General features: G+C 70.8%; 28 protein-coding genes. 9 read left to right on the forward strand and 19 right to left on the reverse strand.

Features of this window, described 5'->3' with window-relative positions; translation table 11 throughout:
* The first annotated feature begins 8 nt into the window (after window positions 1–8).
* A complete protein-coding gene (locus AKH00_RS07620; RefSeq protein WP_050722149.1) occupies window positions 9–1,469 on the forward strand; it encodes a nucleobase:cation symporter-2 family protein in 1,461 nt (486 codons plus the stop codon).
* Between the two features lie 128 nt (window positions 1,470–1,597).
* Here the strand turns inward: AKH00_RS07620 and AKH00_RS07625 are convergent, their stop codons facing one another.
* On the reverse strand, window positions 1,598–2,185 hold the full coding sequence (locus AKH00_RS07625) for a nitroreductase family protein (protein WP_050722150.1): 588 nt from the start codon (window positions 2,183–2,185) through the stop codon (window positions 1,598–1,600).
* A gap of 121 nt (window positions 2,186–2,306) precedes the next feature.
* Window positions 2,307–3,215 carry a LysR family transcriptional regulator gene (locus AKH00_RS07630; RefSeq protein WP_050722151.1) on the reverse strand — a complete coding sequence of 303 codons (909 nt, stop codon included), beginning with the start codon at window positions 3,213–3,215 and terminating at the stop codon, window positions 2,307–2,309.
* Window positions 3,216–3,358: 143 nt separating this feature from the next.
* Between AKH00_RS07630 and AKH00_RS07635 the strand changes: the two genes are divergently transcribed.
* The gene (locus AKH00_RS07635; RefSeq protein WP_050722152.1) at window positions 3,359–6,838 is read left to right on the forward strand and encodes a proline dehydrogenase family protein; all 3,480 of its coding nucleotides are present in this window, start codon (window positions 3,359–3,361) and stop codon (window positions 6,836–6,838) included.
* A gap of 117 nt (window positions 6,839–6,955) precedes the next feature.
* Here the strand turns inward: AKH00_RS07635 and AKH00_RS07640 are convergent, their stop codons facing one another.
* The 6 genes from AKH00_RS07640 to AKH00_RS07665 all read right to left on the reverse strand — a co-directional run bounded on the left by AKH00_RS07640 (window position 6,956) and on the right by AKH00_RS07665 (window position 13,517).
* Window positions 6,956–8,017, reverse strand: coding sequence for an ABC transporter permease (locus tag AKH00_RS07640; RefSeq protein WP_050722881.1), 1,062 nt, complete (start codon window positions 8,015–8,017; stop codon window positions 6,956–6,958).
* 56 nt (window positions 8,018–8,073) lie between these two features.
* Window positions 8,074–8,967, reverse strand: a complete 894-nt coding sequence (locus tag AKH00_RS07645; protein WP_050722153.1) for an ABC transporter ATP-binding protein — start codon at window positions 8,965–8,967, stop codon at window positions 8,074–8,076.
* Window positions 8,968–9,084: 117 nt separating this feature from the next.
* The gene (locus AKH00_RS07650; RefSeq protein ID WP_050722154.1) at window positions 9,085–10,263 is read right to left on the reverse strand and encodes a hypothetical protein; all 1,179 of its coding nucleotides are present in this window, start codon (window positions 10,261–10,263) and stop codon (window positions 9,085–9,087) included.
* Window positions 10,260–11,456 (reverse strand): benzoate/H(+) symporter BenE family transporter, encoded by a 1,197-nt coding sequence (locus AKH00_RS07655; protein WP_050722155.1) that lies wholly within the window; start codon window positions 11,454–11,456, stop codon window positions 10,260–10,262. Before AKH00_RS07655 ends, AKH00_RS07650 begins: the two co-directional genes overlap by 4 nt.
* A gap of 37 nt (window positions 11,457–11,493) precedes the next feature.
* Window positions 11,494–12,189, reverse strand: a complete 696-nt coding sequence (locus tag AKH00_RS07660) for a response regulator (protein WP_050722156.1) — start codon at window positions 12,187–12,189, stop codon at window positions 11,494–11,496.
* The gene (locus AKH00_RS07665) at window positions 12,186–13,517 is read right to left on the reverse strand and encodes a sensor histidine kinase (RefSeq protein ID WP_327037265.1); all 1,332 of its coding nucleotides are present in this window, start codon (window positions 13,515–13,517) and stop codon (window positions 12,186–12,188) included. Before AKH00_RS07665 ends, AKH00_RS07660 begins: the two co-directional genes overlap by 4 nt.
* 81 nt (window positions 13,518–13,598) lie before the next feature.
* Between AKH00_RS07665 and AKH00_RS07670 the strand changes: the two genes are divergently transcribed.
* The 3 genes from AKH00_RS07670 to AKH00_RS07680 are packed head-to-tail and all read left to right on the forward strand — an operon-like array spanning window position 13,599 to window position 15,388.
* Window positions 13,599–14,036 carry a VOC family protein gene (locus tag AKH00_RS07670; protein ID WP_050722158.1) on the forward strand — a complete coding sequence of 146 codons (438 nt, stop codon included), beginning with the start codon at window positions 13,599–13,601 and terminating at the stop codon, window positions 14,034–14,036.
* The gene (locus tag AKH00_RS07675; RefSeq protein ID WP_050722159.1) at window positions 14,036–14,728 is read left to right on the forward strand and encodes a winged helix-turn-helix transcriptional regulator; all 693 of its coding nucleotides are present in this window, start codon (window positions 14,036–14,038) and stop codon (window positions 14,726–14,728) included. The genes AKH00_RS07670 and AKH00_RS07675 overlap by 1 nt, the downstream gene beginning before the upstream one ends.
* A gap of 33 nt (window positions 14,729–14,761) precedes the next feature.
* Complete coding sequence (locus tag AKH00_RS07680; protein WP_050722160.1) at window positions 14,762–15,388, forward strand: dihydrofolate reductase family protein; 627 nt, start codon at window positions 14,762–14,764, stop codon at window positions 15,386–15,388.
* Between the two features lie 4 nt (window positions 15,389–15,392).
* Here the strand turns inward: AKH00_RS07680 and AKH00_RS07685 are convergent, their stop codons facing one another.
* On the reverse strand, window positions 15,393–16,208 hold the full coding sequence (locus tag AKH00_RS07685; protein ID WP_050722161.1) for a Cof-type HAD-IIB family hydrolase: 816 nt from the start codon (window positions 16,206–16,208) through the stop codon (window positions 15,393–15,395).
* A 113-nt stretch (window positions 16,209–16,321) separates the two neighbouring features.
* Entirely contained in the window at window positions 16,322–17,182 is an 861-nt protein-coding gene (locus tag AKH00_RS07690; protein WP_050722162.1) for an exodeoxyribonuclease III, read from the reverse strand.
* Between the two features lie 55 nt (window positions 17,183–17,237).
* Between AKH00_RS07690 and pyrE the strand changes: the two genes are divergently transcribed.
* Together pyrE and AKH00_RS07700 are read left to right on the forward strand one after the other, a co-directional pair.
* Complete coding sequence (gene pyrE, locus AKH00_RS07695) at window positions 17,238–17,828, forward strand: orotate phosphoribosyltransferase (RefSeq protein ID WP_050722163.1); 591 nt, start codon at window positions 17,238–17,240, stop codon at window positions 17,826–17,828.
* On the forward strand, window positions 17,825–18,727 hold the full coding sequence (locus AKH00_RS07700) for an ROK family protein (RefSeq protein ID WP_050722164.1): 903 nt from the start codon (window positions 17,825–17,827) through the stop codon (window positions 18,725–18,727). The genes pyrE and AKH00_RS07700 overlap by 4 nt, the downstream gene beginning before the upstream one ends.
* 46 nt (window positions 18,728–18,773) lie before the next feature.
* Here the strand turns inward: AKH00_RS07700 and AKH00_RS07705 are convergent, their stop codons facing one another.
* Complete coding sequence (locus AKH00_RS07705; protein WP_235556722.1) at window positions 18,774–19,004, reverse strand: hypothetical protein; 231 nt, start codon at window positions 19,002–19,004, stop codon at window positions 18,774–18,776.
* A gap of 213 nt (window positions 19,005–19,217) precedes the next feature.
* On the opposite strand from AKH00_RS07705, the gene AKH00_RS07710 reads away from it, so the two are divergent.
* Complete coding sequence (locus tag AKH00_RS07710; protein WP_050722165.1) at window positions 19,218–20,384, forward strand: anhydro-N-acetylmuramic acid kinase; 1,167 nt, start codon at window positions 19,218–19,220, stop codon at window positions 20,382–20,384.
* Between the two features lie 145 nt (window positions 20,385–20,529).
* On the opposite strand, the gene AKH00_RS18140 is transcribed toward AKH00_RS07710, so the two are convergent.
* Genes AKH00_RS18140 through AKH00_RS07735 form a run of 6 tightly spaced genes read right to left on the reverse strand, consistent with a single transcriptional unit; the run spans window position 20,530 to window position 24,444 of the window.
* Complete coding sequence (locus AKH00_RS18140) at window positions 20,530–20,697, reverse strand: hypothetical protein (RefSeq protein WP_200903821.1); 168 nt, start codon at window positions 20,695–20,697, stop codon at window positions 20,530–20,532.
* Window positions 20,694–21,263, reverse strand: coding sequence for a YdeI/OmpD-associated family protein (locus AKH00_RS07715; RefSeq protein WP_050722166.1), 570 nt, complete (start codon window positions 21,261–21,263; stop codon window positions 20,694–20,696). Before AKH00_RS07715 ends, AKH00_RS18140 begins: the two co-directional genes overlap by 4 nt.
* Before the next feature lie 14 nt (window positions 21,264–21,277).
* Complete coding sequence (locus AKH00_RS07720) at window positions 21,278–22,087, reverse strand: HAD-IIA family hydrolase (protein WP_050722167.1); 810 nt, start codon at window positions 22,085–22,087, stop codon at window positions 21,278–21,280.
* A gap of 49 nt (window positions 22,088–22,136) precedes the next feature.
* Window positions 22,137–22,769: a metal-dependent transcriptional regulator gene (locus AKH00_RS07725; RefSeq protein ID WP_050722168.1), complete on the reverse strand. Its 633-nt coding sequence runs from the start codon at window positions 22,767–22,769 to the stop codon at window positions 22,137–22,139.
* Window positions 22,770–22,816: 47 nt separating this feature from the next.
* Window positions 22,817–23,116: a hypothetical protein gene (locus AKH00_RS07730; protein WP_050722169.1), complete on the reverse strand. Its 300-nt coding sequence runs from the start codon at window positions 23,114–23,116 to the stop codon at window positions 22,817–22,819.
* A gap of 59 nt (window positions 23,117–23,175) precedes the next feature.
* Window positions 23,176–24,444 carry an Nramp family divalent metal transporter gene (locus tag AKH00_RS07735; protein ID WP_152926167.1) on the reverse strand — a complete coding sequence of 423 codons (1,269 nt, stop codon included), beginning with the start codon at window positions 24,442–24,444 and terminating at the stop codon, window positions 23,176–23,178.
* 84 nt (window positions 24,445–24,528) lie between these two features.
* Between AKH00_RS07735 and AKH00_RS07740 the strand changes: the two genes are divergently transcribed.
* Entirely contained in the window at window positions 24,529–25,182 is a 654-nt protein-coding gene (locus AKH00_RS07740) for a TrmH family RNA methyltransferase (RefSeq protein WP_050722171.1), read from the forward strand.
* 30 nt (window positions 25,183–25,212) lie between these two features.
* Here the strand turns inward: AKH00_RS07740 and AKH00_RS07745 are convergent, their stop codons facing one another.
* Complete coding sequence (locus AKH00_RS07745; RefSeq protein WP_050722883.1) at window positions 25,213–25,512, reverse strand: hypothetical protein; 300 nt, start codon at window positions 25,510–25,512, stop codon at window positions 25,213–25,215.
* Window positions 25,513–25,643: 131 nt separating this feature from the next.
* The gene (locus AKH00_RS07750) at window positions 25,644–26,966 is read right to left on the reverse strand and encodes an MATE family efflux transporter (protein ID WP_050722172.1); all 1,323 of its coding nucleotides are present in this window, start codon (window positions 26,964–26,966) and stop codon (window positions 25,644–25,646) included.
* Window positions 26,967–26,986: the final 20 nt, after the last annotated feature.

The following is a 26,986-nucleotide window of genomic DNA, read 5'->3' on the forward strand; positions in this document are numbered from 1 at the left end:
AGGTCGAGATGAAGAAACGCACCACCGCCGTACGCCCCGAAGACGAGCGGCTGCCGCTCGGAGTGACGGTCGCCTACGGCATCCAGCACGTGCTGACCATGTACGGCGGGATCATCGCCCCGCCGCTCATCATCGGCTCGATGGCCGGCCTGAACGGGGCGGAGATCGGCGTGCTGATCACCGCCTGCCTGTTCATGGGTGGCCTCGCGACGATCCTGCAGACCGTCGGCATCCCGTTCTTCGGCTCGCAGCTGCCGCTCGTGCAGGGCGTCTCCTTCGCGGGCGTCGCGACCATGGGCGCGATCGTCACGAGCGGCGGCGGGCTGCCCGCGGTCTTCGGCTCGGTGATCGTCGCCTCGGTGATCGGACTGGCGATCGCGCCGGTCTTCGCGACGGTCATCCGCTTCTTCCCACCGGTGGTCACCGGAACCGTGATCACGACGATCGGTCTCACGCTGCTCCCCGTCGCGGCCAACTGGGCGATGGGCGGCGACAGCACGGCATCCGACTACGGCGACCCGTCGAACCTGCTGCTCGCGCTGATCACGTTCGTCGTGGTCGTGGCACTGAGCAAGGTGCCCGTCGGCGCGATCTCCCGCCTGTCGATCCTGCTCGCGATCGTGGTCGGCACGATCGTCGCGGCGGTGCTCGGCCGGGTCGACTTCAGAGCCGTGGGTGAGGGGCCGATCTTCGCGCTGCCGAGTCCGTTCGCGTTCGGGATGCCGACCTTCGAGGTCGCCGCGATCATCTCGATGTTCATCGTGATCCTCGTCACGCTCACCGAGACGACGGCCGACATTCTCGCGGTCGGCGAGATCGTCGGCACGAAGGTCGACTCGAAGCGCATCGCCGCGGGCCTGCGGGCGGACATGCTGTCGAGCGCCGTCTCACCCGTGTTCGGCTCGTTCACGCAGTCGGCCTTCGCGCAGAACGTCGGGCTCGTCGCGATCACCGGCGTGAAGAGCCGGTTCGTGGTGACCGCGGGCGGCGTGGTGCTCGTCCTGCTCGGCCTGCTGCCCGTGCTCGGGCGCGTGGTCGCGGCCGTGCCGGCGCCGGTGCTCGGCGGAGCGGGCATCGTGCTGTTCGGCAGCGTCGCGGCGAGCGGCATCCGCACCCTGGCCAAGGTCGACTACCGGGGCAACATGAACCTCGTCATCGTGGCGTCGGCCATCGGGATCGGGATGCTGCCCATCGCGGCGCCCACGATCTACGACGGGATGCCCGACTGGTTCACGACCATCTTCCACTCGGGTATCAGCTCGGCCGCCGTCACGGCGATCCTGCTCAACCTGCTCTTCAACCACCTGGGTCGGAGGCCCGGGAAGGACGCGTCGGTGTTCGCGGCGGCGCCGACGCGCAGCATCCCCGTCGTGTACCTCGAGGCCTTCGAGGACGGCGACTCGATCGTCGACGGGAAGGTCGTCGACCGGCACGGCAACGAGGTGCGCGCCGAGAGCGCCGGGCACTGAGGCGCGGGGCGCCCGTACCGATTCGCCGACGCCCCTGTCTGCCGCCGACGCCCCTCCTGGTTCACGTGAACCAGGAGGGGCGTCGACGATCAGCAGGGGCGTCGGCGGCGTGAGGCGCGGACGTGCGGTCAGGCGCTGAGGATGACCGTCTCGTCGATCGGGCGGCGCACGCGCGGAGCGGTCTCGCCCTGCTGCAGGCCCTCGGGGAGGCCGGAGGCGTCGCCGAGCTCGCCCACGGCGATCACGGTGACGGCGCTGAAGCGTGCGGGCAGGTCGGCGAACTCGCGGACGACCTCAGGGTCGAAGCCGCTCATCTGGTGCACGAGCAGGCCCTCGTGGTGAGCCTGCACCGAGAAGTGCGCGACGGCCTGGCCGAGGTCGTAGATCGCGTGGCTGATGGCCTTGCCGTCCTCGGACTCGGTCTCGGCGATCGCGACGACGAGGGCCGAGGCCTTGCTGGCCCAGAGCTGGTTGAACTCGACGAGCGCGCTCGTGACCTGGTCGAACAGTGCGGTGCCGCGACGCGCGACGATGAAACGCCAGGGCTGCAGGTTGTAGGCGGAGGGCGACCAGCGCGCGGCCTCGAGGGCGGCGTTCAGCTTGGCGTCGTCGATTGTCGTGTCCGCGTCGTAGGCGCGGGGGCTCCAGCGTCCGGCGAGAACGTCCAGGACGGGGTGCTCGGTGGGGGCGGTGCGGTCGATGACGGGAGTGCTCACAGTGATGCCTTTCAGAAAGGAGTCGATCGGACTCCTTCGTCCGGGTACGAGGGTCTCAACGGATCCATGTGTGTGCATATTCCCGTGACGTTCTGTGACGTCATCGAGACCCCGGCTGTGGTCAGTCGAGGAGGTTGCGGGATGCCGTCGACGCGAGCGCCCGCCGCACGGCGCGGATCGACGGGGCGGCCGCCGAGACCCGCCGCGCGGAGGAGAAGATCTCGCGCCGCGGCTCCTCGGGGAGCGGGGTGAGGTCGACGGTCGGCGTCTCGCCCGCCCACACCAGTTCGGGCAGCAGCCCCACCGCGAGTCCGGCGCGGATCAGTCGCACGTGCGCCGTGAGGTCGGCGACCTCGAACCGTACGTCGGGTTCGAAGCCCGCCGTGCGGCACAGCTGCTCGGCCCACGCGCGCGAGGCCGTGCCGGCTGGTTCCAGCACCCAGGGCTCGTCGCGGGTGGCCCAGAGGGCAGCGACGGGGTCGTCGGCGGCGGGAGCGCCCGGATGCCGGGCCAGGGCGATCGCGTCGTGGGCGAGTGCCACCCGATCGAGGTCGGCGTGAATCGGCCGCGTGCGTCCGGGGTACTGCTCCGCGAGGATCAGGTCGAAGTCGCGGCTCGACACCCCGACGAGCCCGGTCTCGGGGTCGCTCTCGGTGACCTCGACGCGGAGCGACGGATGCTCGGCGCGAAGCGCCGCCAGGGCGCCGGGCAGCAGCGAATGGGCGGTGGACTGGAAGACCGCGAGGTGCACGGTGCCTGTCACCTCGGTGAGGGACTCGGCGACGGCGACCTCGGCCTGCTCGAGACGGTCGAGGATGCCGATGGCCTCGGTCACGAGCACCGTGCCCTGCGGCGTGAGCTGCACGCCCCGGCCCACTCGGCGCAGCAGGGGCACGCCGACCTCGCGCTCCAGGGCGCTGAGCTGCTGCGACACCGACGCCTTGCTGTACGACAGGGCGTCGGCGACGGCGGAGAGGGTGCCGAGTCGCGAGAACTCGACCAGCATCCGCAAGCGGTTGACGTCCAGCATCCGCTCTCTCCACCACCCTCGAACAGTTCAGGAAAACCGAACGGAAATGCTCCGAATCGGTTGATAGACGTAGCCTACTGCGGCGTCTGAGAATGATCGAGTCGCACACGGTCCCGGTTGTGCGCTCTCCGGAAGGTACCCCGATGACTGTCGCCGCCGACGCCGCCACCCCCACCACCACCCCGGGCTCCCACCCGCGCACCGAGGACGTCGCCGCGCTCGTCGAGAAGTGGCTCGCCGAGAGCGAGACCCACCCCGTCGAGCCCGCCGCTCAGCGTCTCTCCGAAGTGCTCAAGGACCCGAACGGCCTCGCCTTCACGGTCGGCTTCGTCGACGGCGTCATGCGCCCCGAAGACCTCGGCGTCGCCGGCCGCACCCTCGCGGGCCTCGCCGACATCACCCCCACGCTGCTGCCCGGCTACCTGCGCCTGGCGATCAAGGCCGGCGGCTTCTGGGCGCCCAAACTGCCCGGCGTCGTCGTGCCGATCTCGCGCCGGGTGCTCCGCGCCATGGTCGGCCACCTCGTGCTCGACGCGACCCCCTCGAAGCTCGGCCCCGCGATCGCGAAGCTGCGCAAGACCGGCAACCGCCTGAACCTCAACCTGCTCGGCGAGGCCGTGCTGGGCGAGCGCGAGGCCGGCCGTCGGCTGCAGGGCACGCGCGACTTCCTCGCCCGCGACGACGTCGACTACGTGTCGATCAAGGTGTCGAGCGTCGTGAGCCAGCTGTCGATGTGGTCGTTCGACGAGGCCGTCGCCGACGTCGTCGAGAAGCTCACCCCGCTCTACCGCCTCGCCGCCGCTGCGGAGTCGAAGGGCAAGGCCAAGTTCATCAACCTCGACATGGAGGAGTACCGCGACCTCGATCTCACGATCGCGGCGTTCACCAGCATCCTCGACCAGCCGGGTCTCGAGGATCTCGAGGCGGGCATCGTGCTGCAGGCCTACCTGCCCGACGCGCTCGCCGCGATGCAGCGACTGCAGGAATGGGCGGCCGCCCGCCGCGCGAAGGGCGGTGCCCCGATCAAGGTGCGCGTCGTCAAGGGAGCGAACCTCGCGATGGAGGAGGTCGACGCGAAGGTCCACGGGTGGCCGCTCGCGACCTACGGCACCAAGCAGGACTCCGACACGAACTACAAGCGTGTGCTGGACTGGGCCATGACCCCCGAGCGGCTGGATGCCGTGCGCATCGGCGTCGCGGGTCACAACCTCTTCGACATCGCCTACACGTGGCTGCTCGCCTCGCAGCGCGGCGTGACCGACGCCGTCGAGTACGAGATGCTGCTCGGCATGGCGACCGGCCAGGCCGAGGCCGTGCGCAAGGACGTCGGACGCCTGCTGCTGTACACGCCCGTCGTGAACCCCGCCGAGTTCGACGTCGCGATCGCGTACCTCGTGCGCCGACTCGAGGAGAACGCGAGCCCCGAGAACTTCATGTCGGCCGTGTTCGAGCTCGCCTCGAACCCCACGCTGCTCACCCGCGAGCGGGAGCGGTTCGAGCGCTCGCTCGCGGCGCTCGCCGCCGACCCCGCCGTCCCCGCGCCGCACCGCGTGCAGGACCGCACGACCGAGGTGTTCGAGGGTACGGCCGGCTTCCACAACCATCCCGACTCCGACCCGGCGATCGGCGCGAACCGCGCCTGGGGTCGCGAGATCCTGCAGCGCTCCGTGGACTCCACGCTCGGCCTCGACGCGATCGCCCGCGCCAAGGTCGAGACCGCCGACGAGCTCGACGGCGTCTTCGCCGACGTGACGGCCGCCGCCGCCGCATGGGCCGCGCGTCCGGCATCCGAGCGCGCCGAGATCCTGCACCGCGCGGGCGACGAGCTCGCCGCCCGCCGTGCCCAGCTCATCGAGATCATGGCCCACGAGGCCGGCAAGACGATCGCCGAGGCCGACCCCGAGGTCAGCGAGGCGATCGACTTCGCGCACTACTACGCCGAGCGCGCGCTCGACCTCGAGAACGTCACGGGCGCGGAGTTCGTGCCGTCGACCGTCACGGTCGTGACCCCGCCGTGGAACTTCCCCGTCGCGATCCCCGCCGGCGGAGTGCTCGCGGGTCTCGCCTCGGGCTCGGGCGTCATCATCAAGCCCGCCAAGCTCACTCAGCGCTGCGGTGCGGTCATGGTCGAGGCGCTGTGGGCGGCGGGTGTGCCCCGCGACCTGCTCGCGCTCGTCGACCTCGCGAACCGCGAGCTCGGCACGCAGCTCGTCGCGAGCGAGGCCGTCGACCGGGTCATCCTCACGGGCGCCTACGAGACGGCGCAGCTGTTCCGCTCGTTCCGCTCCGACCTGCCGCTGCTCGCCGAGACCAGCGGCAAGAATGCGATCATCGTCACGCCCTCGGCAGACCTCGATCTCGCGGCCGCCGACGTCGCCCGCAGCGCGTTCGGCCACGCGGGGCAGAAGTGCTCGGCGGCGTCACTGGCGATCCTCGTCGGCTCGGTCGCCGACTCCGAGCGCTTCGAGCGCCAGCTCGTCGACGCCGTCACCTCGATGCGCGTGGGCCTGCCCGAGGACCCCGCGACGCAGATGGGCCCGATCATCGAGCCCGCGAACGGCAAGCTGCTCACCGCACTCACGACCCTGGAGAAGGGCGAGCGCTGGCTCGTCGAGCCGAAGAAGCTCGACACCGAAGGCCGCCAGTGGACGCCCGGCGTCAAGATCGGCGTCGCCCCCGGATCGACCACGCACCTCACCGAGTTCTTCGGCCCCGTGCTCGGCATCATGCGCGCGAAGGACCTCGACGAGGCCATCCGCCTGCAGAACGCCGTGGACTACGGCCTCACCGCCGGCATCCACTCCCTCGACTCCGAGGAGGTGGCGACCTGGCTCGACGAGGTCGAGGCAGGCAACCTCTACGTCAACCGCGGCATCACCGGCGCGATCGTGCAGCGTCAGCCGTTCGGCGGCTGGAAGCGCTCGGCGGTCGGAGCGGGAGCCAAGGCCGGCGGGCCGAACTACCTGTTCGGGCTGGGGGAGTGGACGCGGGGTGAGCTGCCTGCCGCCGCATCCGACGCCGCCACGCTGCCGGCCGTCGACGCCGTGCTGGCCGCCGCCGCTGCCGACCTCGACGCGCTCGAGATCGAGTGGCTGCACCGCGCCGCCGCAGCCGACGAGCGCGCCTGGACCTCCGAGTTCGGCGTGACCTCCGACAAGTCCGGCCTCGGCGTCGAGCGCAACGTCTTCCGGTACCGTCCGGTCGAGGTCGACGTGCGCATCGCGGAGGACGCGGCGCTCGCCGACGGCATCCGCGTGATCGCCGCCGCCCTGCGCAGCGGCTCGCCGTTCACCGTGTCGGCCCCTGCGCTGCCCTCCCGCGTCGAGAAGGCGCTGCGCGCGGCGGGCGTGACCGTCTCGCACGAGAAGGACGCGGCCTGGGTCAAGGGCTTCGCGAAGGCGGCGGCGAAGGCCGCACACAGCTGGCGTCGCGTGCGGCTCGTCGGTGGCGACCCCGCGGCGCTGTTCGAGGCCCTCGGCGGCACGCCCGACGTCGCGGTGTGGTCGCATGCGGTGACGGGGGCCGGACGCGTCGAGATGCTGCCGTTCCTGCACGAGCAGGCCGTGTCGATCACGAACCACCGCTTCGGCAACCCCACGACCCTCTCCGAAGGCCTCCTCTAAAAAGCCCGTCTGTTTGTGCCGAATGGCAGAAATCCGCTGGGGATTCGCGTCATTCGGCACAAACAGACGGGCTGGAGGCTCGGGACGGGCTGGCGGCCGGGAGGCAGGAGCGAGCACTCAGCCGCGCAGCGCCTCCACGAGCTTGACCCGGCTGCCCATGCGCAGCAGCGAGTTCTCGTAGATCTTGGCGCCGATCACGATCGCCGCGACGCAGCCCGCCAGCAGGATCACCAGGCTGAGCAGCGGCTCCCACCACTGCGCCTCGCCCACGAACAGACGCATCGGCATGCCCACCGGAGCCGAGAACGGCACGTACGACATGATCGTCAGCACCAGCGGGTTGTCGTTGAAGACGATCACGAGGATGTACGGCGCCATGATGAGCATCGTGATGGGCGTCGTGGTCGAGCCGATGTCCTCCTGACGCGACACCATCGACGCGGCCGCGGCGAACATCGACGCGAGCAGGATGAACCCGAACAGGAAGAACACCGCGAACCAGATGATCGGCGCGCCGAGCGTGGCCAGCACCTCGCTCTGACCCGTCGCGGTGAGTCCTATCGTCGCGATCGCCGCGAGCGCGAGGATCTGCCCCATCGCGAGGACCGTGTTGCCGATCACCTTGCCCGCGAGCAGTGTGCGCGCCGAGATCGTCGACAGCAGGATCTCCACCACGCGGGTCTGCTTCTCCTCGACGACGCTCTGCGCGATCGTGCCGCCGAAGGTCGCCGCCGCCATCATGAACACGAGGCCGAAGCCGATCGCGATGAAGTACCGCAGCAGCGGGTTCGTCGTCGCCGGCTCGAGGATCTCCACCGTCGGGGTCTGCGACAGCGCCGAGACGAGCCCGCTCGGAGCATCCTTCAGGGCGATCACGGTCAGGCCGGTCGCGCCCTCGCCGGGGACGACCGCGGCGTCGACCTTCTCGGACCGCAGCAGCTCTTCGGCGGCCGCGGTGTCGGCGACCTCGGTCACCTCGACGTTCGGCAGCGCCGACACGGCGGAGACGGTCGCGGAGGTCGCGGCGACGGGAGTCGTCTCGGCGGCCGCGTTCTTGCTCGCGAAACCGCCGATGAGGATGCCCGCGAGCGCGATCAGCAGCAGGATGCCGGTGGAGATCAGGAACGCCTTGCTGCGCAGCTTCGACCCGATCTCCCTTTCGGCGACGAGCCAGATCATGGATGCCTGGCTGGGGGCGCTCGTGCCGGAGCCGGCGCCGGTGCGGACGGGGGTGCTCACTGGATGACCTCCTTGAAGATCTGGGCGAGGGACGGATGCTGGGGCGCGAAGCTCGCGACATCGCCGCGCTCGACGGCCGCGCGCAGCACGCGCTGCGCGGTCTCGGCGCTGTCGGCGTCGAACAGTGCGTACCCGCCCTCGAAGTCGACGACCGTCACGCCGGGCTCGGTGCGCAGCCAGCCGGCGTCGCCCGCCGAGACAAGCTCGTACCGGCTTCCCGAGTGCTCGGCACGCAGGGCGTCGCGGGAGCCGGCGGCGCGGATCTGCCCGCCGGCGAGGATCACGAGGTCGTCGCACAGGCGCTCGACGACGTCCAGCTGATGGGACGAGAAGAGGATGGAGGCGCCCTTCGCCGCGGAGGACTGCAGCACCGAGGCGACCACGTCGACCGCGAGCGGATCGAGGCCCGAGAAGGGCTCGTCGAGGATCAGGACGTCGGGGTCGTGCACGAGCGCCGCGGCGATCTGTGCGCGCTGCTGGTTGCCGAGCGAGAGCGACTCGATCGTGTCGTTCAGGCGTTCCTCGAGGCCGAGCTCGGTGAGCAGCGCGGTGGCTCTCGTGGCGGCATCCGTCTTGGAGAAGCCGTGCAGGCGCGCGAGGTACACGGTCTGCTCGAGCACCTTCATCTTGGGGTAGAGGCCGCGCTCCTCCGGCATGTACCCGAAGTGGCTGCGGTCGGCGCCCGTGAGCGTACGGCCGTCGAGCTCGACCGTGCCGGAGTCGGCACCGAGGAGTCCGAGCACGATCCGCATGGTCGTGGTCTTGCCGGCGCCGTTGCCCCCGACGAAGCCCGTGAGGCGCCCGGGGGCGACCTCGAACGAGACGTCGTCGAGCACGCGCCGTGAGCCGTAGCTCTTGGTGATGCCTGCCAGTACGAGGTTTCCTGTCATGCCTTCACGCTATGACCGGGCCGGCGGCGACGGCATCCCCCGTGCGGCGGATCAGCGGCGCGGTTCCTGTTCGGCATCCGTCGCGCGGCGGATGCCGGGAGATCACGCGTTCGGGGCTCAGCGCAGGAACAGGAAGCCGAAGATCCCGAGCGCGAACGGGGCGAGTCCGACGAGCAGCAGCGCGCCGAACACGATGCCGAGGATGACCCAGGGACTCCGTCGCCGGAGCCGCCGGCCGGGCGGGGCGACGCCGATCGGCGGCGGGGTGAGCAGGCCGGAAGGGGCGGCGAAGGGCAGCGCGGGCACGCCGGTAACCGGTGGGACGGACGGATGCTGCGGCTGCGCCGGCGTGTGCCCCGTTGCAGCAACCGGTGGACCGGCCGCGAGCCGCAGCCTCTCGTCGCGCCACCGCGCCCACTGGTCGAGCTTCACCAGCAGGGCGCCGACCGCGCCGAACAGCCACGCCCACGTCGCGGGGTCGAGGGTCGACGCTTCGCGCCGCGTGTACAGGAACAGCCAGTCGTCGACGATCTCGACGTCGAGCTCCGCGGCGTGGTCGATGAAGCGGGCCATGACGTCAGGCGTGAACAGGTAGAGCGCGTCGACCTCGTAGCCCTCGGGGCAGAACAGCGAGAAGTACCGGTCGAAGTCGCCCTCGAGCGACAGGCGCTGGTCGCGGCGGAAGCCCGTCGCGATGCTGCCGCCCAGGCCGTTGTTGCCGAGCGCGTCGAGCACGATGTTCGGCAGCGGCACGTCGAGCTTGACGGCGACGTAGCCCCACCGGTGCGTCTGCGAGCTCTTGCCGTTGCTCGTCGTGTACTGGTAGTTGCCGAATTCCACGAAGCGCGGCTCCGTGCCCCGCAGCACATCCGTCGACATGCGCCCAGACCCCGCCTGGAAGATCATGCCGGGCAGCGGCGGTGCGTCGATCCGGTCGAGGTACGTCATCGCGTTCGCGGCGGCGAAGCGGGAGAGCCGGAACCGGGCGAGGGCCCGCTGGCGCATGCTCCGGCGCACGAGCGCCACGACTCCGACGACGAGCCCGGTGAGCAGCACCAGGCCGATCACGCCCGTAACGGCCACACCCGTGCCGCGTCCGATCGCGTAACCGAGGCCGAGGATGAACACCCCGATCATCGGCACGACGAGCGCCAGCGCGACGATCGCCACGACCCAGGCGGCGATGTGCGATGCGGGTGTCGGGTGCGCGGCGCGATGCGCCCGGGTGAAGGCGTCGACCTCGGCCGGGTCCACCGGGTCGAGGAGGGCGCGGGCGTCGAAGTGTCCTGCCGTCATGATCCGGCCTCCCGCCGCTTCCCGAGGTGCAGCACCGTGCGCACGAGGAGTCCCGCGACGAGCGCCCAGAACGCCGCGCTCACGCCGAGCACCGCGATGCCCGAGGCGGCGACGAGGAACGTCACGACCGCGGGGAGGCGCTCGCCCGGGTCGTCGATCGCCTGCTGCACCGACGAGCCGAATGCGCCGAACAGCGCCAGACCCGCGACGGCGGGGATCACGGCCTCCGGCGCGAGAAGCACGAGTGCGGCGAACGCGGCCGAGAACCCGCCGAGCACCAGGTACGACACTCCCGTCGAGACGCCGGCGACCCATCGGCGACGCGGATCGGGATCGACCTCGGGCGAGGCGGCGAGGGCCGCGCTGATCGCCGCGAGATTGATCGCATGACCGCCCGCGGGGGCGCCGAGCGCCGTGCCGAGTCCCGTCACGAGCATGGCCGGACGCCAGGGCACCTCGTAGCCGAAGCTGCGCATGATCGCGACTCCCGGCACGTTCTGCGACGCCATCGTCACGATGAACAGCGGCAGGGCGATGCCGACCAGCGCGCCGAGCGTGAAGACCGGCGCGGTGAGCTCGACGCGGGGGACGAGCAGGCCGGGGTCGACGGACGCGCCCTGGTGCGCGAGCGACACCCCGACGACCACGGCCGCGGCGGCGAACGCGAGCGGAACGGCCCACCTCGGCGCGAGGCGCGCGCACACCAGCCAGGTGACGACCACGGGGATCACGCCCCAGGGGTTCGCGACCAGGCCGGTGATGGGCGCCAGGCACAGGGGCAGCAGCACGCCCGCGAGCATCGCCTGCGCGATCGACGGCGGGATGCGGGCGATCAGCGCCCCGAGCGCGGGCCACAGCGCCGTCAGCAGGATCAGCGCCGCCGCGACGAGGAACGCTCCGACCGCGGCGGGCCACCCGCCCTCGACCGTGCCGGTCGCCGCGAGCAGGGCGGCGCCGGGCGTGGACCACGCCGAGGTGATCGGCATCCGGTACCGCCAGGCGAGCACGATGCAGGCGAGGCCCATCGTGAGGCTCAGCGCGAGGAGCCCGCTGGCCGCCTGAGCCGAGGAGGCGCCGACCGCGTGCAGCCCGGTGAGCACGACCGCGAACGAGCTCGTGAACCCGACCAGCGCCGTGACGACCCCGGCGAGGACCGCGCGAGCGGATGCGGGGCGGGACGGGGGAGCGGGCACCCTCCGAGAGTAGCGGGAGGCCGTGGTCGATCCGTCGTCAGGCGAGGCCCATCCGGTGCGCGAGCACGACGGCCTGCACGCGGTCGCGGGCGCCGAGCTTCTGCAGGATGCGGGAGACATGGGTCTTCACGGTGGCCTCGCCGATGAACAGCGCGGCCGCGATCTCGCCGTTGCTGCGCGCGTCGGCGAGCAGGGTCAGCACTTCGGCCTCGCGGTCGGTGAGCGGTTCGAGCAGCGAGTGCGGTTCGAGCAGCGCGGGCGGGGTGACGGATGCGGCGCGTGCGGGTGCCGGCGCGGGGCCGGCCGAGAACCGGGACAGCACGCGCCGCGTGACCTCGGGAGCCAGCATCCCGTCGCCCGCCGCGAGCGCCCGCACGGCGGCGATGAGGTCGTCGGCGCCGGCGTTCTTGAGCAGGAATCCGCTGGCTCCGGCATCCAGCGCCCGGTAGAGGTAGTCGTCGCGGTCGAACGTGGTGATGATCGCGATCTGCGCTGTGATCGCGGGGTCGGCGACGAGCAGGCGTGTGGCTTCGATGCCGTCCATGTCGGGCATCTGCACGTCCATCGTGATGACGTCGGGATGCAGAGCGGATGCCGCGGTCACGGCCTCTGCGCCGGTGGCCGCCTCGCCGACGACCTCGATGTCGGGTTGCGTGTCGAGGATGGTCCGGAACCCGGCCCGCAGCATCGCGTGGTCGTCGACGAGCAGGACCCTGATCGTGTTCTCGGTCATGCCGGGTCTCCCATCGTGACGGGGGCAGCGGGTAGCGGTACCCGCGCCCGCACCCGGAGCCCGCCGCTGGCACGTGGTGCGATGTCGAGCGTCCCTCCCGAGGCTGCGGCGCGCTCGCGCATGCCGAGCTGGCCGAGTCCGGGGCGGAGAGCGGCGACCGTGCGGCCGGTGTTGACGACCTCGACCTCGACGGCCGCGTCGTCGTAGCGCACGCGCACGTCGGCTGTGGCGCCGACCCCGGCGTGACGGCGGGCGTTCGTGAGCGACTCCTGCGCGATGCGGTAGAGGTTCACGGCGACGACCGAGGGGACGGGCACGGGGTCGCCGATCACGGCGTAGTCGGTGGGGAGCCCTGCCTCGACCGAGGCGGCGACGAGGTCGGCGATGTCGTCGAGCGAGACCGTCGACGATGCCTCCGACGTGTCCCCACCGGGGGCCCGCAGGGTCTCGAGCAGCTGGCGGAGCTCGTGGATCGCGTCGCGCGCCGACCCCTCGATCCCCGCGAGGATGCCGCGTGCCTTCTCCGGGTCCTGGTCGATCACGAGCCGTGCGGCCCCGGCCTGCACGCCCATGACCGAGACGTGGTGTGCGACCACGTCGTGCAGTTCGCGGGCGATGCGCACCCGGTCGAGCGCGACGGCCTGCGCGGCGGTGACCTCGCGCTCGCGCTCGAGCTCGGCCGTGCGGTGCTCGAGGACCTCGCGGGCCTGCGCCGCGTTCCAGGAGCGGTCGCCGAAGTAGTACGCCCCGCCGAAGTACAGGGCGTTCAGCAGGATCTGCAGCAGCATGAACGCGACGTAGGGCGAGAGCAGACCGGCGGCGATGTCGGCCTCGTCCGCCTGCTCGAGCGCCGTGCGGTACATCGAGATGAGCAGCCACACGAACATGCCGACGATGATCGCGATCCGGACGATCGTCGCGGCCCGTCGATTGTTCATCCATGCGCCCACCGTGTACAGCGACACGAACATCGCGATGTTGCCGACGTAGATCTCCGGCACCTGCAACGAGACCGCCGCGAAGTAGGCGAGACACACGACCACGGCCACCGGGGCCGGGAAGCGACGGCGGAACGCGAGGGGCGCCGTGATGACGGCGGCGTACACGATCGCGGTCCACGGCTCGGCCCGCGTGTCGCCGTAGATCTCGGAGATCGTCGACAGTGCGGCGCTGAGGATCGCGCCGACGAACATGATGGCGGCGAGCACGAGGTCGCTGCGGCGGTCGCGGATGCTCGGGGTACGGGTGAACGGCACGACGGGCATTCCCCCACCGTACGGCGAGGGGGATGCCGCGGCATCCCCCTCGCGACGGATGCGTGTCCTCACAATCGCATGAAACTTGCTATTGACAAGTGAGGTTGCTTTTTGCAAGTATCGATCCATCCACAAACCGACAAGGGAGTCATCGTGACCAGCGTCTTCGTCAACCTGCCCACCACCGATCTCGAACGCGCCAAGGCGTTCTACACGGCCCTCGGCTGCGAGATCAACCCGAACTTCACCGACGAGAACGCCGCGTGCGTGGTCTGGTCGGACACCATCTACTTCATGGTCCTGAAGCGCGAGTTCTTCCAGACCTTCACGGACAAGCCCATCGCCGACCCCACGCAGGTCGCACAGGTCTCGGTCACGTTCAGTCGTGAGTCGCGCGAGGACGTCGATGCAATCACCGAGAAGGCCCTCGCCGCCGGCGGCACCGAGCCCAAGCCCGCGCAGGACTACGGGTTCATGTACTCGCGCGACATCGACGACCCCGACGGCAACTCCCTCGGCTTCCTCTACATGACCCCGGAGGCCATCGAGAACGGCCCGGAGCACGTCGCGGAGCAGAGCGCCGGCTCCTGATGGCGGCGCGCAGTTACGGCCAGTACTGCGGTGTGACGACGGCCGTCGAGCTGATCGGGGAGCGGTGGGCGCTGCTCATCGTCCGCGATCTGCTCGTCGGGCCGCGTCGCTACACCGACCTCAAGCAGGGCCTGCCGCGCATCCCCACGAACATCCTGTCCACACGTCTGAAGGAGCTGCAGGACGGCGGCGTCGTGCGCCGCATCCCGCTGCTCCGCGGCCTCGCCTACGAGCTCACCCCCTACGGCCAGGCGCTCGAGCCGGTGATCCTCGCTCTCGGAAGGTGGGGCTTCCAGACCATGGGCGACCCCGAAGAGGGCGACATCGTCACCGCCGACTCGCTCACGATGGCGCTGCGCACGGCCTTCCGATCGGATGCCGCCGACGACGTCGAGTACGAGCTGCATGTGGGCGAGGTCGCGCTGCACGCCTCGGTGCGCGGCGGCGAACTCGCGGTGATCCAGATCTCGCCGCCCGCCCCGCCCGTCGGCGGGCGGGAGCCGGTGAGAGAGGAGCCGGATGCCGTGATCGTCGCCGGTCCCGGCATCCGTCGTCTCATCGGCGGTGAGATCACGCCCGCCGAGGCGATCGCGCAGGACGTGGTCGCGGTCGTCCGCGGCGATGCCGCGCACCTCGAGTCATTCGCCCGCACGTTCCACATCGCGCCTCTGGGCACACCCCTTTCCGTGTAGTACCCGCTGTTCCCTCGTGCACAGGAGCTCATCATGACCGGACGCATTCTCATCGACCTGTTCACCACCCTCGACGGCGTCGCGCAGGGGCCGGGCGGCGTGGGGGAGGACACCTCGGGCGGCTTCACCTTCAGCGGCTGGCAGGCCGGATACCCGTCGTCGGGCGTCGGCCCCGAGATCGCGAAAGGCATGGAGGGCCTCGATGCGCTGCTGCTGGGCCGCCGCACGTACGACATCTTCGCCGCGTACTGGCCGCAGCACACCGACGGACCCTCGGGTGAGATCGGGCAGCTGTTCGACCGTGTGCCGAAGTACGTCGCGACGCGCGACCCCGATTTCCCTCTCGCCTGGCAGGGAAGCTCCCGCGTGGGGGCGGACCTCGCCGCCGAGATCGCCGACCTGCGGGAACGTCATCGTGAGGTGCACGTGATCGGCAGCATCGACTTCGTGCACACCCTGCTCGCCGAGGGGCTGTTCGACCAGCTCAACCTCTGGGTCTACCCGATCCTGCTCGGCGCGGGCAAGAAGGTGTTCCGCGACGACGCGCTGCCGTCGGTGCTCGAGCTGATCGAGAAGCCGGTGACGGATGCCGAGGGCGTGACGCTCCTCCGCTACGGCCGCACCGACCGGACGCCGGAGGTCGACACCTTCGAGGACTGAAGACTCAGTCGACGCCCAGCATCCGTTCGATCACCCGCGCCACCCCGTCGTCGTCGTTCGACGCGGTGGTCTCGTCGGCGGCGTCCTTCACCGGGTCCTCGGCGTTCGCCATCGCGACGCCGTGGCCGGCCCAGTGCAGCATCTCGACGTCATTGAGGGCGTCGCCGAACGCGACGACGTCTGCCCGGTCGATGTCGAGGTGCTCGCACAGTCGCGCGAGCCCGGTGGCCTTCGTGACGCCCTCGGCCATGACCTCGACGAACGGTGCGCCCGAGAGCGTGGCCTCGAACCCGGTCAGCCCGAGAGCGCGCAGGGCGTAGAAGACGGCCGTCGGCGCGAGCTCGGGATGCCGGATCACGAGCTTGAGGCTGGGTGCAGCGAGCACGTGCTCCAGGTCGACGCCGCCCATCGTGCGCGGGTCGCGCTTGTGGTCGGTGAGGTCGGCGATCTCCGCGTAGCCGTGCTGCGCGACGAAACCCTCGCCGCCCTCGCGCACGCTTGCGAACAGCAGGTCGGGGATGCTCGCGCGCAGCGCCGCTGCCAGCGTGCGAATCGTGTCGGCGGGGAGCTCCTCGGCGAACAGCATCCGCCCGTCGGAGAGGTGCGTCGCGAACGCGCCGTTGCTGCACAGGGCCCAGCCGTCGAAGCCGGCCCCGCTCGCGATCGCGCGCAGGCCGATCGGCTGCCGCGCGGTGACCGGGACGACGTGGATGCCGCGAGCCCGTGCCGTGTCGAGCGCCGCGCGCGTTCGCGGGCTCACCTCGACCGCGGAGGTGAGGAGCGTGCCGTCGAGGTCGGTCGCGATCAGGCGGAGAGTCATGGCGTTTCGTCTCGCGGAGACCTGCACTGAGCGAAGCGGAGCGAGTCGAAGTGTCGCTCAATGACCGGGGACGTCATCGTCTCGTCTCGCTGCGCTCGCTCAACGACCGGCTCTCAGGAGAAGATCATCGGGAGGTCGTCGTCGTCCTCGGCGGCGCTCGTGCCGAGACGGCTGTCGTCGAGGTCGACGAGCACCGGCACGTGGTCGCTCGGCTGCTCGCCCTTGCGCTCGTCGCGGTGGATCGAAGCCGCGGTGACCGCATCCGCCAGCGTCTTCGAGCCGAGGATGAAGTCGATGCGCACCCCCTCGTTGCGCGGGAACTTGAGGCGCTGGTAGTCCCAGTAGGTGAAGCCCTCGGGGATCAGCGGGCGCACGACATCGGTGAGTCCCGCGTCGGCAAACGCGAAGAACGCCTGCCGCTCCTCGGGGGAGACGTGCGTGGAGACGCCCTCGACGATGTCGGGGTCTCCGTTGTCCTTGTCGAACGGGATGATGTTGAAGTCGCCGACCAGCGCGAGCGCCTGCTCGGGGTTCGCCGCGAGCTCGGCCGCCGTCGCGGTCTTCAAGGCTTCGAGCCAGTGCAGCTTGTAGGCGAGGTGCGGGTCGCCCAGCGCCCGCCCGTTCGGCACGTACAGGCTCCACACGCGCACGCCGTCGATGAGCACGCCCAGCGCCCGCGCCTCGAGCGGCGCATCCGGACCCTCGTGGCCCTTCGCGAAGCCCGGCATCCCGGCGAAGGAGGTCTGCACATCCGTGATCGGGAGGCGGCTGGCGATCGCGACGCCGTTCCACTGGTTCAGTCCGTGCACCTCGACGTGGTACCCGGCCTCCTCGAACGGCCCGTACGGGAACTGCTCGGGCTTGCACTTGATCTCCTGCATCGCCAGCACGTCGACGTCCTCACGGACGGCGAACTCGACGGTGCGGGTGACGCGGGTGCGGATGGAGTTGACGTTCCAGGTGGCCAAGCGCATGGGTCCAGCCTAGTTGCGGGTACCGACACCGGACTTCGCGTGACATCTGCGGGGGATGCCGCCCGCGCCTCCTACACTGGAAGCCGTGACCGCACTCGACGCAGACCGCCAGACACTCCTCGACCTCATCACAGACGAGGCCGTGTTCCACGGGGACTTCACCCTCTCCAGCGGCAAGCAGGCGACGTACTACGTCGACATGCGCAAGCTCACGCTCGACCACCGGGCCGCCCCCGCGATCGGCCGCATCATGCTCGACCTGATCTCCGACCTCGACGTCGTCGCCGTCGGCGGACTCACGCTCGGCGCCGACCCGATCGCCAACTCCGTGCTGCATGCCTCGGTCGCGACCGATCGCCCGCTCGACGCCTTCGTCGTGCGCAAGGAGCCCAAGGACCACGGCCGTGGCCGCCAGATCGAGGGCGCGGACGTCAAGGGCAAGCGCGTGGTCGTACTCGAGGACACATCGACCACCGGCCAGTCGGCGCTCAAGGCCGTCGAAGCCCTCCGCAAGGAGGGTGCCGAGATCGTTGCGGTCGCTGTGATCGTCGACCGCAAGACCGGAGCACAGGCCGCGATCGAGGCCGAGGGCCTGGAGTGGCGCGCCGCGTTCGACCTCGACGACCTCGGGCTCGACCCGCAGTGACCAGGTACGCACTCGCCGTCGACGTCGGCGGCACGAAGATGGAGGCCGCGCTCGTGAGCGAGCACGGTGTGCTCGTCGAGGGCAGCCGCTCGCGTCAGGCGACCGGCCGCGAGGCGACGTTCGAGTCGCTCGATCGCGGTGTCGCCGCGGTCGTCGCGCACGCGCTGTCCGCGCTGCCGACGGATGCGGAGCTCGTGGGTGCCGGGGCGGGAAGCGCGGGTCCCATCGAGCGCGCCGCCGGGGCCATCGTGCCCGTCAACATGCCCCTCGCGCGCGGCTTCGGTCTCGCGGAGTCCGTGCGCGCGAGTGCCTCGGCCGCGCTCGGCCGTGAGGTGCCGACCGTGCTCGGCCACGATGGCGGAGCCCTCGCTCTCGCCGAATCCTGGCGGGGCGCGACGCAGGGCGCGGGAGCATCCCTGTCGATCGTCGTGTCGACGGGCGTCGGGGGCGGTTTCGTCGTGGGCGGCGCCTACATCCCGGGCGCGACGGGCAACGCCGGGCACCTCGGTCAGGTGCGCCGCGAGGGAGGGCTCACGCTCGAGGAGATCGCCTCGGGTCCCGCGAGTGCCGCCTGGGCGCAGCAGCAGGGCTGGACGGGCGCGACCGGCGAGGATCTCGCACGGGATGCCGCCGCGGGCGTCGAGATCGCGCGAGCCGCGATCGTGCGCTCAGCGACGGCCGTCGGCGAGGCGCTCGCGGATGCCGCGACCCTGGTCGACCTCGACATGGTGGCGATCGGCGGGGGATTCTCGCGGGTCTCCGACGACTACATCGACCTCGTGCAGGCCGCGCTCACGACGAGCGCCGCCCACGAGTACTCCCGCCGCACGCGAGTGGTGCGCTCGGGGCTGGGCGACGAGGGGCCGCTGATCGGCGCCGCCGCGCTCGTACTGCGCTGAATCGGTTCCGTCGGTCGCTCCTCGCGGACACCCGCGGCGGCCGAGGTCAGCGCGGGCGCGTGAGCAGGTGCGGCACCGGTCCTTCGAGACGCGCCACCGCGATCTTGAGTTCGGTGACCTCGTGCGCGAGGTTGTCGATGCGTGTGCTCACCCGCTCCTCGACGGCATCTGTCCGGCGCACGCACCACGCGAAGCCGAGAAACATGCTCGTGCCGAGGGTCAGCACGATGCCGATCGCGCTGAGCACGACGGCGACGATCTCTGCGGACACGAACATGCTCCTATTCTGTCGTCGCGAGGGTGAGGTTCGCAGAATGCTAGCTGCGGGACGGTCGTGATCGAGCGCGGCGTGACGGGAGAGCACGGACGCTGTGAAGAGCCGCCGGCGACGGCGGGTTGTGGAGGAGAGATCACACCGTTCCGTCTGCATCCCTAACAAAATCCCCGTAGGCTCGGACCAGCACATCCACCGCCGTCAGAAGGGCTGCACATGCGCGTACTCGGACTGCTCTCCGGCACCTCGCACGACGGGATCGACGTCACGGTCGTCGACTTCCGCGAGAACGACGGCGTGCTGCACGGCACGGTCCTCCACGAGGACAGCGTCCCTTATCACCCCGCGCTGCGCGCCCGTCTCGTCGCCGCTCTGCCTCCCGCGCAGACCACGTTCGCGGAGATGTGCGAGCTCGACACCCTGGTCGGCCAGGCGTTCGCCGAGGTCGCCGCCGGGGCGGCCGAGGCGGTCGGAGGAGTGGATGCCGTGTGCACGCACGGGCAGACCGTCTTCCACTGGGTCGACGGCGGGCACGCGCTCGGCACGCTGCAGATCGGCCAGCCCGCGTGGATCGCCGAGCGTGTGGGCGCCCCGGTCGTCTCCGACGTCCGCATCCGAGACATCACGGCAGGCGGCCACGGCGCCCCGCTCGTCTCCTTCCTCGACGAACTGCTCCTCCGCGGTCGCGCCGGGATCTCGGCTGCTCTGAACCTCGGGGGGATCGCGAACATGACCGTGGTGGGCCCGGAGGGTCTCGTCGCGTACGACATCGGCCCGGCCAACGCGCTCGTCGACGCCGTCGTCGTCTCCGAGGGGCTCGACGAGCGCGGCTACGACGCCGACGCCGCGATCGCCCGCACCGGCACGGTCGACGAAGCGCTGCTCGAGGCACTCCTCGCCGACCCGTACTACGCGCTCCCGGCCCCGAAGAGCACGGGCAAGGAGCATTTCCACCTCGACTACGTGCGTGCTCACGTCGACGCGGCTCGGCGAGAGGGGTGGGAGGTCTCCGCACCAGACCTCGTGCGCACCCTCACCGAGCTCACGGTGCGCACGGTCGCTCAGGACGTCGCCGCGGCCGGCATCCGCTTCCTCGCGGTCTCGGGTGGAGGCTGCCACAACCCGCTGATCCTGCAGGGGCTGCGCGATGCGCTCCCCGACGTCGAGGTGGTCCTCGCCGACGAGCTGGGCGCCCCCGTCGACAGCAAGGAGGCCATCCTCTTCGCGCTGATCGGGTGGTGCACGATGCACGGGGTCCCCGCCGTCACGGCCGGCGGCACCGGAGCACGCGAACCGCGCATCCTCGGCACGATCACGCCGGGCCGGGGACCGCTGCGGATGCCCGTGCCCGTCGAGTCCGTGCGGAGCCTGACGCTGCGCTGAGGGCGTTTCGTCTCGCTGCGCTCGCTCAACGACCGGGTGCGGAGCCTGACGCTGCGCTGAGGGCGTTTCGTCTCGCTGCGCTCGCTCGACGACCGGGTGCGGAGCCTGACGCTGCGCTGAGGGCGTTTCGTCTCACTGCGCCCGCTCAGCGCTTGCGGTCGTCGTCCTCCCACGGACCTTCCCACCAGCCCGCGCGGCCGTCGTCATCGTCCGGGCCGCGTCGGCGGGAGCGCACGAACTGCACGATGACGATCGTCAGCGAGCTGACCCCGATGAGGATCAGGACGAGGAACAGCACATCCTGCTGGGTCATGGGCGCTTCCCCTCCGCGGCATCCGCGACGATCTTCGCGATGCGGGCGGTCGTCGTCTCCGGGCGCTTCGCCATCGCGATGTGCGTGAGTCCGAACTTCTTCACGGACTTCGGGAACGCGTCCCAGTGCGCGCGAGCCGCGGGGACGGCATCCAGCGCCGCGGTCAGCTCCGGCGGCTCGATCCCGGCCTCCGGACCGTCGAGCACCGTCCAGGATCCGTTGGCCTTGGCGATCTCGAGCACTCGGATGCCGGCGGGAGCCAGCAGCCCCGCCGCCTCGAGCTCCGCGATGCGCGCCTTGTTGGTGGCCGCCCAGCCGCTCCCCGGTCGCCGCGGTGAGAACCACTGCCCGACCGTGGTGTCGTCGAAGGTCCGCACGGGGCCGTCGATCCAGCCGAAGCACAGTGCCTGCCGGACGGCGTCGTCGTAGCCCACGCCCTCGCCCCTGCCGCCGCGCACGCTCAGCAGCCAGACGCCCGCCGCGCGCTCGTGGTTCTGCTCGAGCCAGGCGCGCCACACCGCCGCGTCCGCCGCGCTGATCCGCTCGCCCTCGTCGAGTGCGCCCATGGCCCGGTCGCCCGTCAGTCCTCGTCGAGGGTCGGGATCGACTCCGTGACGGTGGGGAGCAGGTCGGCGACCGAGTCGACGATCTCGTCGGGGCGGAAAGGGTACTTCTCGATCTCGGCCTGGTCGCTGATACCGGTCATCACGAGCACGGTGTGGAGGCCCGCCTCGATCCCCGCGACGATGTCGGTGTCCATGCGGTCGCCGATCATGCCCGTCTTCTTCGAGTGCGCGCCGATCTTGTTGAGCGCCGAGCGGAACATCATCGGGTTCGGCTTGCCGACGACGTAGGGCTCCTTGCCGGTGGCCTTCGTGATGAGCGCCGCGATCGCGCCCGTCGCGGGGAGCACGCCGTCGGCCGAGGGCCCCGTCGCGTCCGGGTTCGTGACGATGAAGCGCGAGCCGTTGATGATGTGGCGGATGGCCTTCGTGATCGCCTCGAACGAGTAGTTGCGCGTCTCTCCCACGACGACGAAGTCGGGATGAGTCTCGGTCATGATGAACCCGGCCTCGTGCAGCGCCGTGAGGATGCCGGCCTCGCCGATCACGAACGCCGAACCGCCGGGCAGTTGCTGCTTGAGGAAGTCCGCGGTCGCGAGCGCCGAGGTCCAGATGCGCTCCTCGGGCACGGTGAGGCCGCTCGCGCGCAGTCGCGCAGAGAGGTCGCGCGCCGTGAAGATCGAGTTGTTCGTGAGCACGAGGTACGGGATCTCGTTCTGCTCCCAGCCGGCGAGCAGCTCCGATGCGCCCGGGATGGCGGTGTTCTCGTGCACGAGAACGCCGTCCATGTCGGTCAGCCAGCACTCGATGTCGTCGCGGTGTCCCATGTGCTCAGCGTACTGGGCGAGTGTTGCCGGGAGGTGACCGGTCGGCGCGCTATGCGCTCAGCCAGACCACGTCGGCGGCGCCCTCGGGGAGGTCGACGTCCGCGCCGTCGATCGTGATGCCGGATGCCGTGGTGGTCACGGCCGCCGCCACGACGAGTCCGAGCGCTTCGAGGCTGCGGAGCAGGTCAGGGTCGCGGTCGTCGACGCGCAGCACTCTGGCGCTGTGCCCGGTGGGCGCATCCGCGAGGAGCACGAACGGCTCGCGGTCGACCCGGCCCTCGGCATCCGGGATCGCATCGCCGTGCGGATCGAAGCGCGGTCGTCCGAGGCGCGCGTCGATGCCCTCGAGCAGGCGGTCGCTGATCGTGTGCTCGAGCACCTCCGCCTCGTCGTGCACCTCGTCCCAGCCGTAGTCGAACTCCTGCACGAGCCACGTCTCGATCAGCCGGTGGCGACGCACCATCGCGAGGGCGCGCTGCGTTCCGGCATCCGTCAGCCGCACGGCGCCGTAGGGCACGTGCGAGACGAGACCGGCGGCGGCGAGCTTCTTCACCATCTCGGTCACCGACGAGGGGGCGATGCCCAGCTTCGCCGCGAGCACTGACGGGGTGATCGGCGCATTCTGCCACTCGGTGTGCGCGTACACCGTCTTCAGGTAGTCGTCTGCTGCGGGGGAGGCCACCCGTCCAGCTTAGGCGAGCCCGATCCGCGCCCCGGCCCGGGGGAGGTTCAGTTGGCGACGGCGACGAGGATGCCGAACGCGACCTGCCCGGCGAAGAAGACGACCAGGAACCCGAGCAATGCGGCGAACAGTGAGAGCCGGCCGTCGAAGCCCTCGATCTCGGCGATGCCGAGCTTGCGGGCGCGGAACGCCAGCACGAGCGTCGCGATGCCGAGTGCGAGCTGCACCCACGGTCCACCCACCGGGAGGACCTTCGGGAAGGCGACGAGCAGGCCGCCGATCACTCCCGTCGCGACCCCGATCCAGGTCAGGATGCGGACGGTGCGGCGGGCGGGATCGGCAGACATGCTCCGAGCCTAATCCGGGGGCGGTGGCTCCGTGATTCGGGGTGGGTCACGCTCCGCGCTCACGCCCCCGTCAGCACCAACCACAGCAGAGCGCCGTTCAAGGCGATCAGCAGGACCGAGGCGACGATGCCGGCCGCGGTGGTCCACACCCGGTTCGCCCACGCACCCAGGGTACGGCGCTGTGCCGTGAGGGCGACGAGCGGGATGAGGGCGAAGGGGATGCCGAACGACAGCACGACCTGGCTGAGCACGAGCGCGAGCGTGGGGTCGATGCCGAGCCCGAGGATGAGGAGCGCGGGGATCAGCGTGATGAGGCGTCGGGCGAGAAGCGGGACGCGGACGCGCAGCAGCCCGTGCATGATTTCCGCGCCGGCGTACGCGCCGACCGAGGTCGAGGCGAGGCCCGAGGCGAGCAGGCCGACCGCGAAGAACGTCGCGACGACCGGGCCGAGCCCAGCGGCGAGTGCCGCGTGCGCCCCTTCGAGCGAGTCGGTGCCGTCGACGCCGGCGAGGTTCGCGGCGGCGAGCAGCAGGATGGCGAGGTTGACGGATCCGGCGATGATCATCGCGATCGACACGTCCCAGCGGGTCGCCGTGAGCAGCCGTCGGATGCGGGAAGTCTCGGTACGGGCCGTCTCGCCGGGGGAGCCGGGCGCTGCGGCGCCGAATCGGTCGCGCGCGAGTGAGGAGTGCGCGTAGATCGCGTGCGGCATGATCGTGGCGCCGAGGATCGAGGCGGCGAGCAGCACGGAACCCGTGTCCTGGAAGCGCGGGACCAGACCGCCGACGACCCCGGCCGGGTCGGGCGGGGCGATGAAGAGGCCGGCGACGAAGCCGATCGTGATGATCGCCATGAGCCCGATGATCACGAACTCGAAGGGACGCGGACCGCGGCGGCTCTGCACCAGGAGGATGGCGATGGAGACCGCGCCCGTGATGACGCCTCCGACCAGCAGGGGGATGTCGAACAACAGGTTGAGGGCCACTGCGCCGCCGATGACCTCGGCGATGTCGGTGGCCATCGCCACGAGCTCGGCCTGCAACCAGTACGCGCGTCGTGCCCAGGGTCGGTGCAGGCGCTGACCGAGCACCTCGGGGAGGCTCTGCCCGGTGACCACGCCGAGCTTGGCCGACAGGTACTGGATCAGCCAGGCCATGACGTTGCCCGCCACGACGATCCACACGAGGAGGTACCCGTACTGCGCGCCGGCGGTCATATTGCTGGCGACGTTGCCGGGATCGAGATACGCGACACCCGCGACGAGGGCCGGTCCGAGCAGCCAGAGACTGCGGGGCGGGGTCGTGCGAGGAGCGGGCGTCTCGATCATGGAATTTTTAGGCACACCGAAACCATAGCGGATATTTCGGTCTACCTAAATATCGTTCGCGACGCGCCGGGATAGCCTGGCCGGATGGAGCCCCAGAACCCCGACGAGCCTCGCGACGGATCGTCGGCTCAGCCCGGCTACGGGGTCGGCCCCTGGCCCGGCGGCGAAGCCGCGTGGCCGACCGAGGAGCACTACGACCGCGAGCTGCTCGCGACGGGCGACACCCGCAACGTCGTCGACCGCTACCGGTACTGGCGGATGGACGCGATCGTCGCCGACCTCGACACCGGTAGGCATCCGTTCCACGTCGCGATCGAGAACTGGCAGCACGACATGAACATCGGCTCGATCGTGCGCAGCGCCAACGCGTTCCTCGCCGACACCGTGCACATCATCGGGCGTCGGCGGTGGAACCGACGCGGGGCGATGGTCACCGACCGCTACCAGCACGTCGTGCACCATGAGGACGTCGCGGCGTTCACGGCCTGGGCTGCGGCCGAGGCCCTCCCCGTGATCGCTGTCGACAACGTCGACGGCGCCGTGCCCGTCGACCGTGCCGACCTGCCCGAGCGCTGTGTGCTGCTGTTCGGACAGGAGGGGCCGGGGCTGTCGGAGGAGGCGCTCGCCGCGGCATCCGCCCACGTCGAGATCACCCAGTACGGCTCGACCCGCTCGATCAACGCGAGCGCGGCCGCCGCGGTCATCATGTACGAGTGGTGCCGGCGGCACGCTGGCTGAGCCGCGCCCTCGGGCCGTCGACATCGACGGTCAGCCGCGATCGATGCCGAACAGGTGCCGGTAGATCGCGTTGACGTCGCGATCCAGATGATCGATCCGTCCGTGCACGGCGCTGATCTCGGTGCGCACGCTCGCGAACTCGCTCCGCATCTCGGTGCGCACGCTCGCGATCTCGGTCCGCACGCTCGCGAACTCGCTCCCGAACTCCTTCCGCACGCTCGCGAACTCGGTCTTCATGATGTGCGTGAAGGATGTCACGACGATCGTGATCGTCCCGAACATCCCGGCGGCGAAGACGCCGATCACTGTCCACACTTGTGGTTCGTTCATCCCCAGCATCCCTTCAGTGTCCGCCGATCATGTCGGAGCGCGCCAGGGGGCGGCGGTGCTGTATTCCGGGAAACTTCCGGGCCTGGGGAGAACCCGGCCGGCGACCCCGTCGGTGGAGGGGGAGTGTCGGCTCACCGAGCGCCGGCGGCGACCCATCTGCCCGAGCGGACACGCCAGCCGAGGGTCGCGAGCCGCGCGAGCAGGTAGACGCCGAAGAACGCCACGGCGAGCCAGACCAGCCCCGGCGCGGCGTCCACGCCGCTCGCCGCGATGATCCACAGCACTGGCAGGAACGGCACGAGGTTGAGGCCGCCCGCGATCGCGAGATAGCGGGCGTCGTCGGCTCCCATCAGTACGCCGTCGAGCACGAACACGACCCCGGCCACGGGCTGCGCCACGGCCAGGACGAGCAGCGCCGGCTGGACGAGCGTCGCGACGACGGGATCGCCCGTGAAGACGATGCCCAGCACGCCCGACAGTGCCGCGATGACCGCGCCGACGATGACGCCGAACCACACGCCCCAGGCCACAGTGCGCCGGAGGACGCGATGCACCTGGCGTTCGTCGCCGGCGCCGAGCTCTTTGCCGATCAGCGCCTGCGCCGCGATGGCGAGCGCATCGAGCGCGAACGCGGCGGCCGAGAAGATCGTGAACACGATCTGCCATCCCGCGAGCTCGGACGTGCCGATGCCGGTCGCCACCGCGACCGTCGCGAGCAGGGCGACGCGCAGGCTGACCGTGCGCAGGAACAGCCACCCACCCGAACGGGCCGTGCGACCGAGACCCTCGCGATGCACCCGGAGGGAGGCCGTATGGCGTGCCGCGAGTCGGCGCACCACGAGCACATAGGCTCCGACCATGCCCCACTGGGCCACGACCGTGCCGGCAGCCGACCCGGCGATGCCCCACCCGAACCCGTAGATGAAGAGCAGGTTGAGCAGCGCATTCGCGCCGAAGCCGAGACCCGCGATCCACAGGGGCGTCACGGTGTCCTGCATCCCTCGCAGCAGACCGGTGGCCGCGAACACGATCAGCATGGCGGGCAGACCCCACATCGAGACGACGAGGTACGCGTTCGCCTCGGCCGACACGGCCTCGCTCGCCCCGAACAGAGAGACGAGCCAGGGGGAGCTGGCCGCGCCCGCCGCGGCCAGCACCGCGCCGAGCGCGAGCGCGAGCCACATGCCGTTGACGCCGACGGACACGGCGTCGCCCGGACGACCCGCGCCGAAGTGCCGTGCGACGGCCGGGGTCGTCGAATACGCGAGGAACACCATCAGGCCGACGATCGTCTGCAGCACGGCGCCCGCGATGCCGAGGCCCGCGAGGGGCGTGGTCCCGAGGTGTCCGACGAGTGCGGCGTCGACGATCAGGAACGCCGGCTCCGCCATCAGGGCACCGAGCGCCGGCACGGCGAGCCGCAGGATCTCGCGGTTGAGGGGGCGCTCGGTCATCCTCCGAGCCTATGGGCTGC

The organism is Microbacterium sp. GCS4 (assembly GCF_001262495.1).
Taxonomy (GTDB): domain Bacteria; phylum Actinomycetota; class Actinomycetes; order Actinomycetales; family Microbacteriaceae; genus Microbacterium.

What these genes read in the sequence shown, in the direction of transcription:
- AKH00_RS07620 (WP_050722149.1), top strand. Translation starts at nt 9, where the DNA reads ATGAAGAAACGCACCACCGCCGTACGCCCCGAAGACGAGCGGCTGCCG.
- AKH00_RS07630 (WP_050722151.1), bottom strand. Translation starts at nt 3,215, where the DNA reads ATGCTGGACGTCAACCGCTTGCGGATGCTGGTCGAGTTCTCGCGACTC.
- AKH00_RS07635 (WP_050722152.1), top strand. Translation starts at nt 3,359, where the DNA reads ATGACTGTCGCCGCCGACGCCGCCACCCCCACCACCACCCCGGGCTCC.
- AKH00_RS07640 (WP_050722881.1), bottom strand. Translation starts at nt 8,017, where the DNA reads ATGATCTGGCTCGTCGCCGAAAGGGAGATCGGGTCGAAGCTGCGCAGC.
- AKH00_RS07645 (WP_050722153.1), bottom strand. Translation starts at nt 8,967, where the DNA reads ATGACAGGAAACCTCGTACTGGCAGGCATCACCAAGAGCTACGGCTCA.
- AKH00_RS07650 (WP_050722154.1), bottom strand. Translation starts at nt 10,263, where the DNA reads ATGACGGCAGGACACTTCGACGCCCGCGCCCTCCTCGACCCGGTGGAC.
- AKH00_RS07660 (WP_050722156.1), bottom strand. Translation starts at nt 12,189, where the DNA reads ATGACCGAGAACACGATCAGGGTCCTGCTCGTCGACGACCACGCGATG.
- AKH00_RS07675 (WP_050722159.1), top strand. Translation starts at nt 14,036, where the DNA reads ATGGCGGCGCGCAGTTACGGCCAGTACTGCGGTGTGACGACGGCCGTC.
- AKH00_RS07680 (WP_050722160.1), top strand. Translation starts at nt 14,762, where the DNA reads ATGACCGGACGCATTCTCATCGACCTGTTCACCACCCTCGACGGCGTC.
- AKH00_RS07685 (WP_050722161.1), bottom strand. Translation starts at nt 16,208, where the DNA reads ATGACTCTCCGCCTGATCGCGACCGACCTCGACGGCACGCTCCTCACC.
- AKH00_RS07690 (WP_050722162.1), bottom strand. Translation starts at nt 17,182, where the DNA reads ATGCGCTTGGCCACCTGGAACGTCAACTCCATCCGCACCCGCGTCACC.
- pyrE (WP_050722163.1), top strand. Translation starts at nt 17,238, where the DNA reads ATGCCGCCCGCGCCTCCTACACTGGAAGCCGTGACCGCACTCGACGCA.
- AKH00_RS07705 (WP_235556722.1), bottom strand. Translation starts at nt 19,004, where the DNA reads ATGTTCGTGTCCGCAGAGATCGTCGCCGTCGTGCTCAGCGCGATCGGC.
- AKH00_RS07710 (WP_050722165.1), top strand. Translation starts at nt 19,218, where the DNA reads ATGCGCGTACTCGGACTGCTCTCCGGCACCTCGCACGACGGGATCGAC.
- AKH00_RS18140 (WP_200903821.1), bottom strand. Translation starts at nt 20,697, where the DNA reads ATGACCCAGCAGGATGTGCTGTTCCTCGTCCTGATCCTCATCGGGGTC.
- AKH00_RS07715 (WP_050722166.1), bottom strand. Translation starts at nt 21,263, where the DNA reads ATGGGCGCACTCGACGAGGGCGAGCGGATCAGCGCGGCGGACGCGGCG.
- AKH00_RS07720 (WP_050722167.1), bottom strand. Translation starts at nt 22,087, where the DNA reads ATGGGACACCGCGACGACATCGAGTGCTGGCTGACCGACATGGACGGC.
- AKH00_RS07730 (WP_050722169.1), bottom strand. Translation starts at nt 23,116, where the DNA reads ATGTCTGCCGATCCCGCCCGCCGCACCGTCCGCATCCTGACCTGGATC.
- AKH00_RS07735 (WP_152926167.1), bottom strand. Translation starts at nt 24,444, where the DNA reads ATGATCGAGACGCCCGCTCCTCGCACGACCCCGCCCCGCAGTCTCTGG.
- AKH00_RS07740 (WP_050722171.1), top strand. Translation starts at nt 24,529, where the DNA reads ATGGAGCCCCAGAACCCCGACGAGCCTCGCGACGGATCGTCGGCTCAG.
- AKH00_RS07745 (WP_050722883.1), bottom strand. Translation starts at nt 25,512, where the DNA reads ATGAACGAACCACAAGTGTGGACAGTGATCGGCGTCTTCGCCGCCGGG.
- AKH00_RS07750 (WP_050722172.1), bottom strand. Translation starts at nt 26,966, where the DNA reads ATGACCGAGCGCCCCCTCAACCGCGAGATCCTGCGGCTCGCCGTGCCG.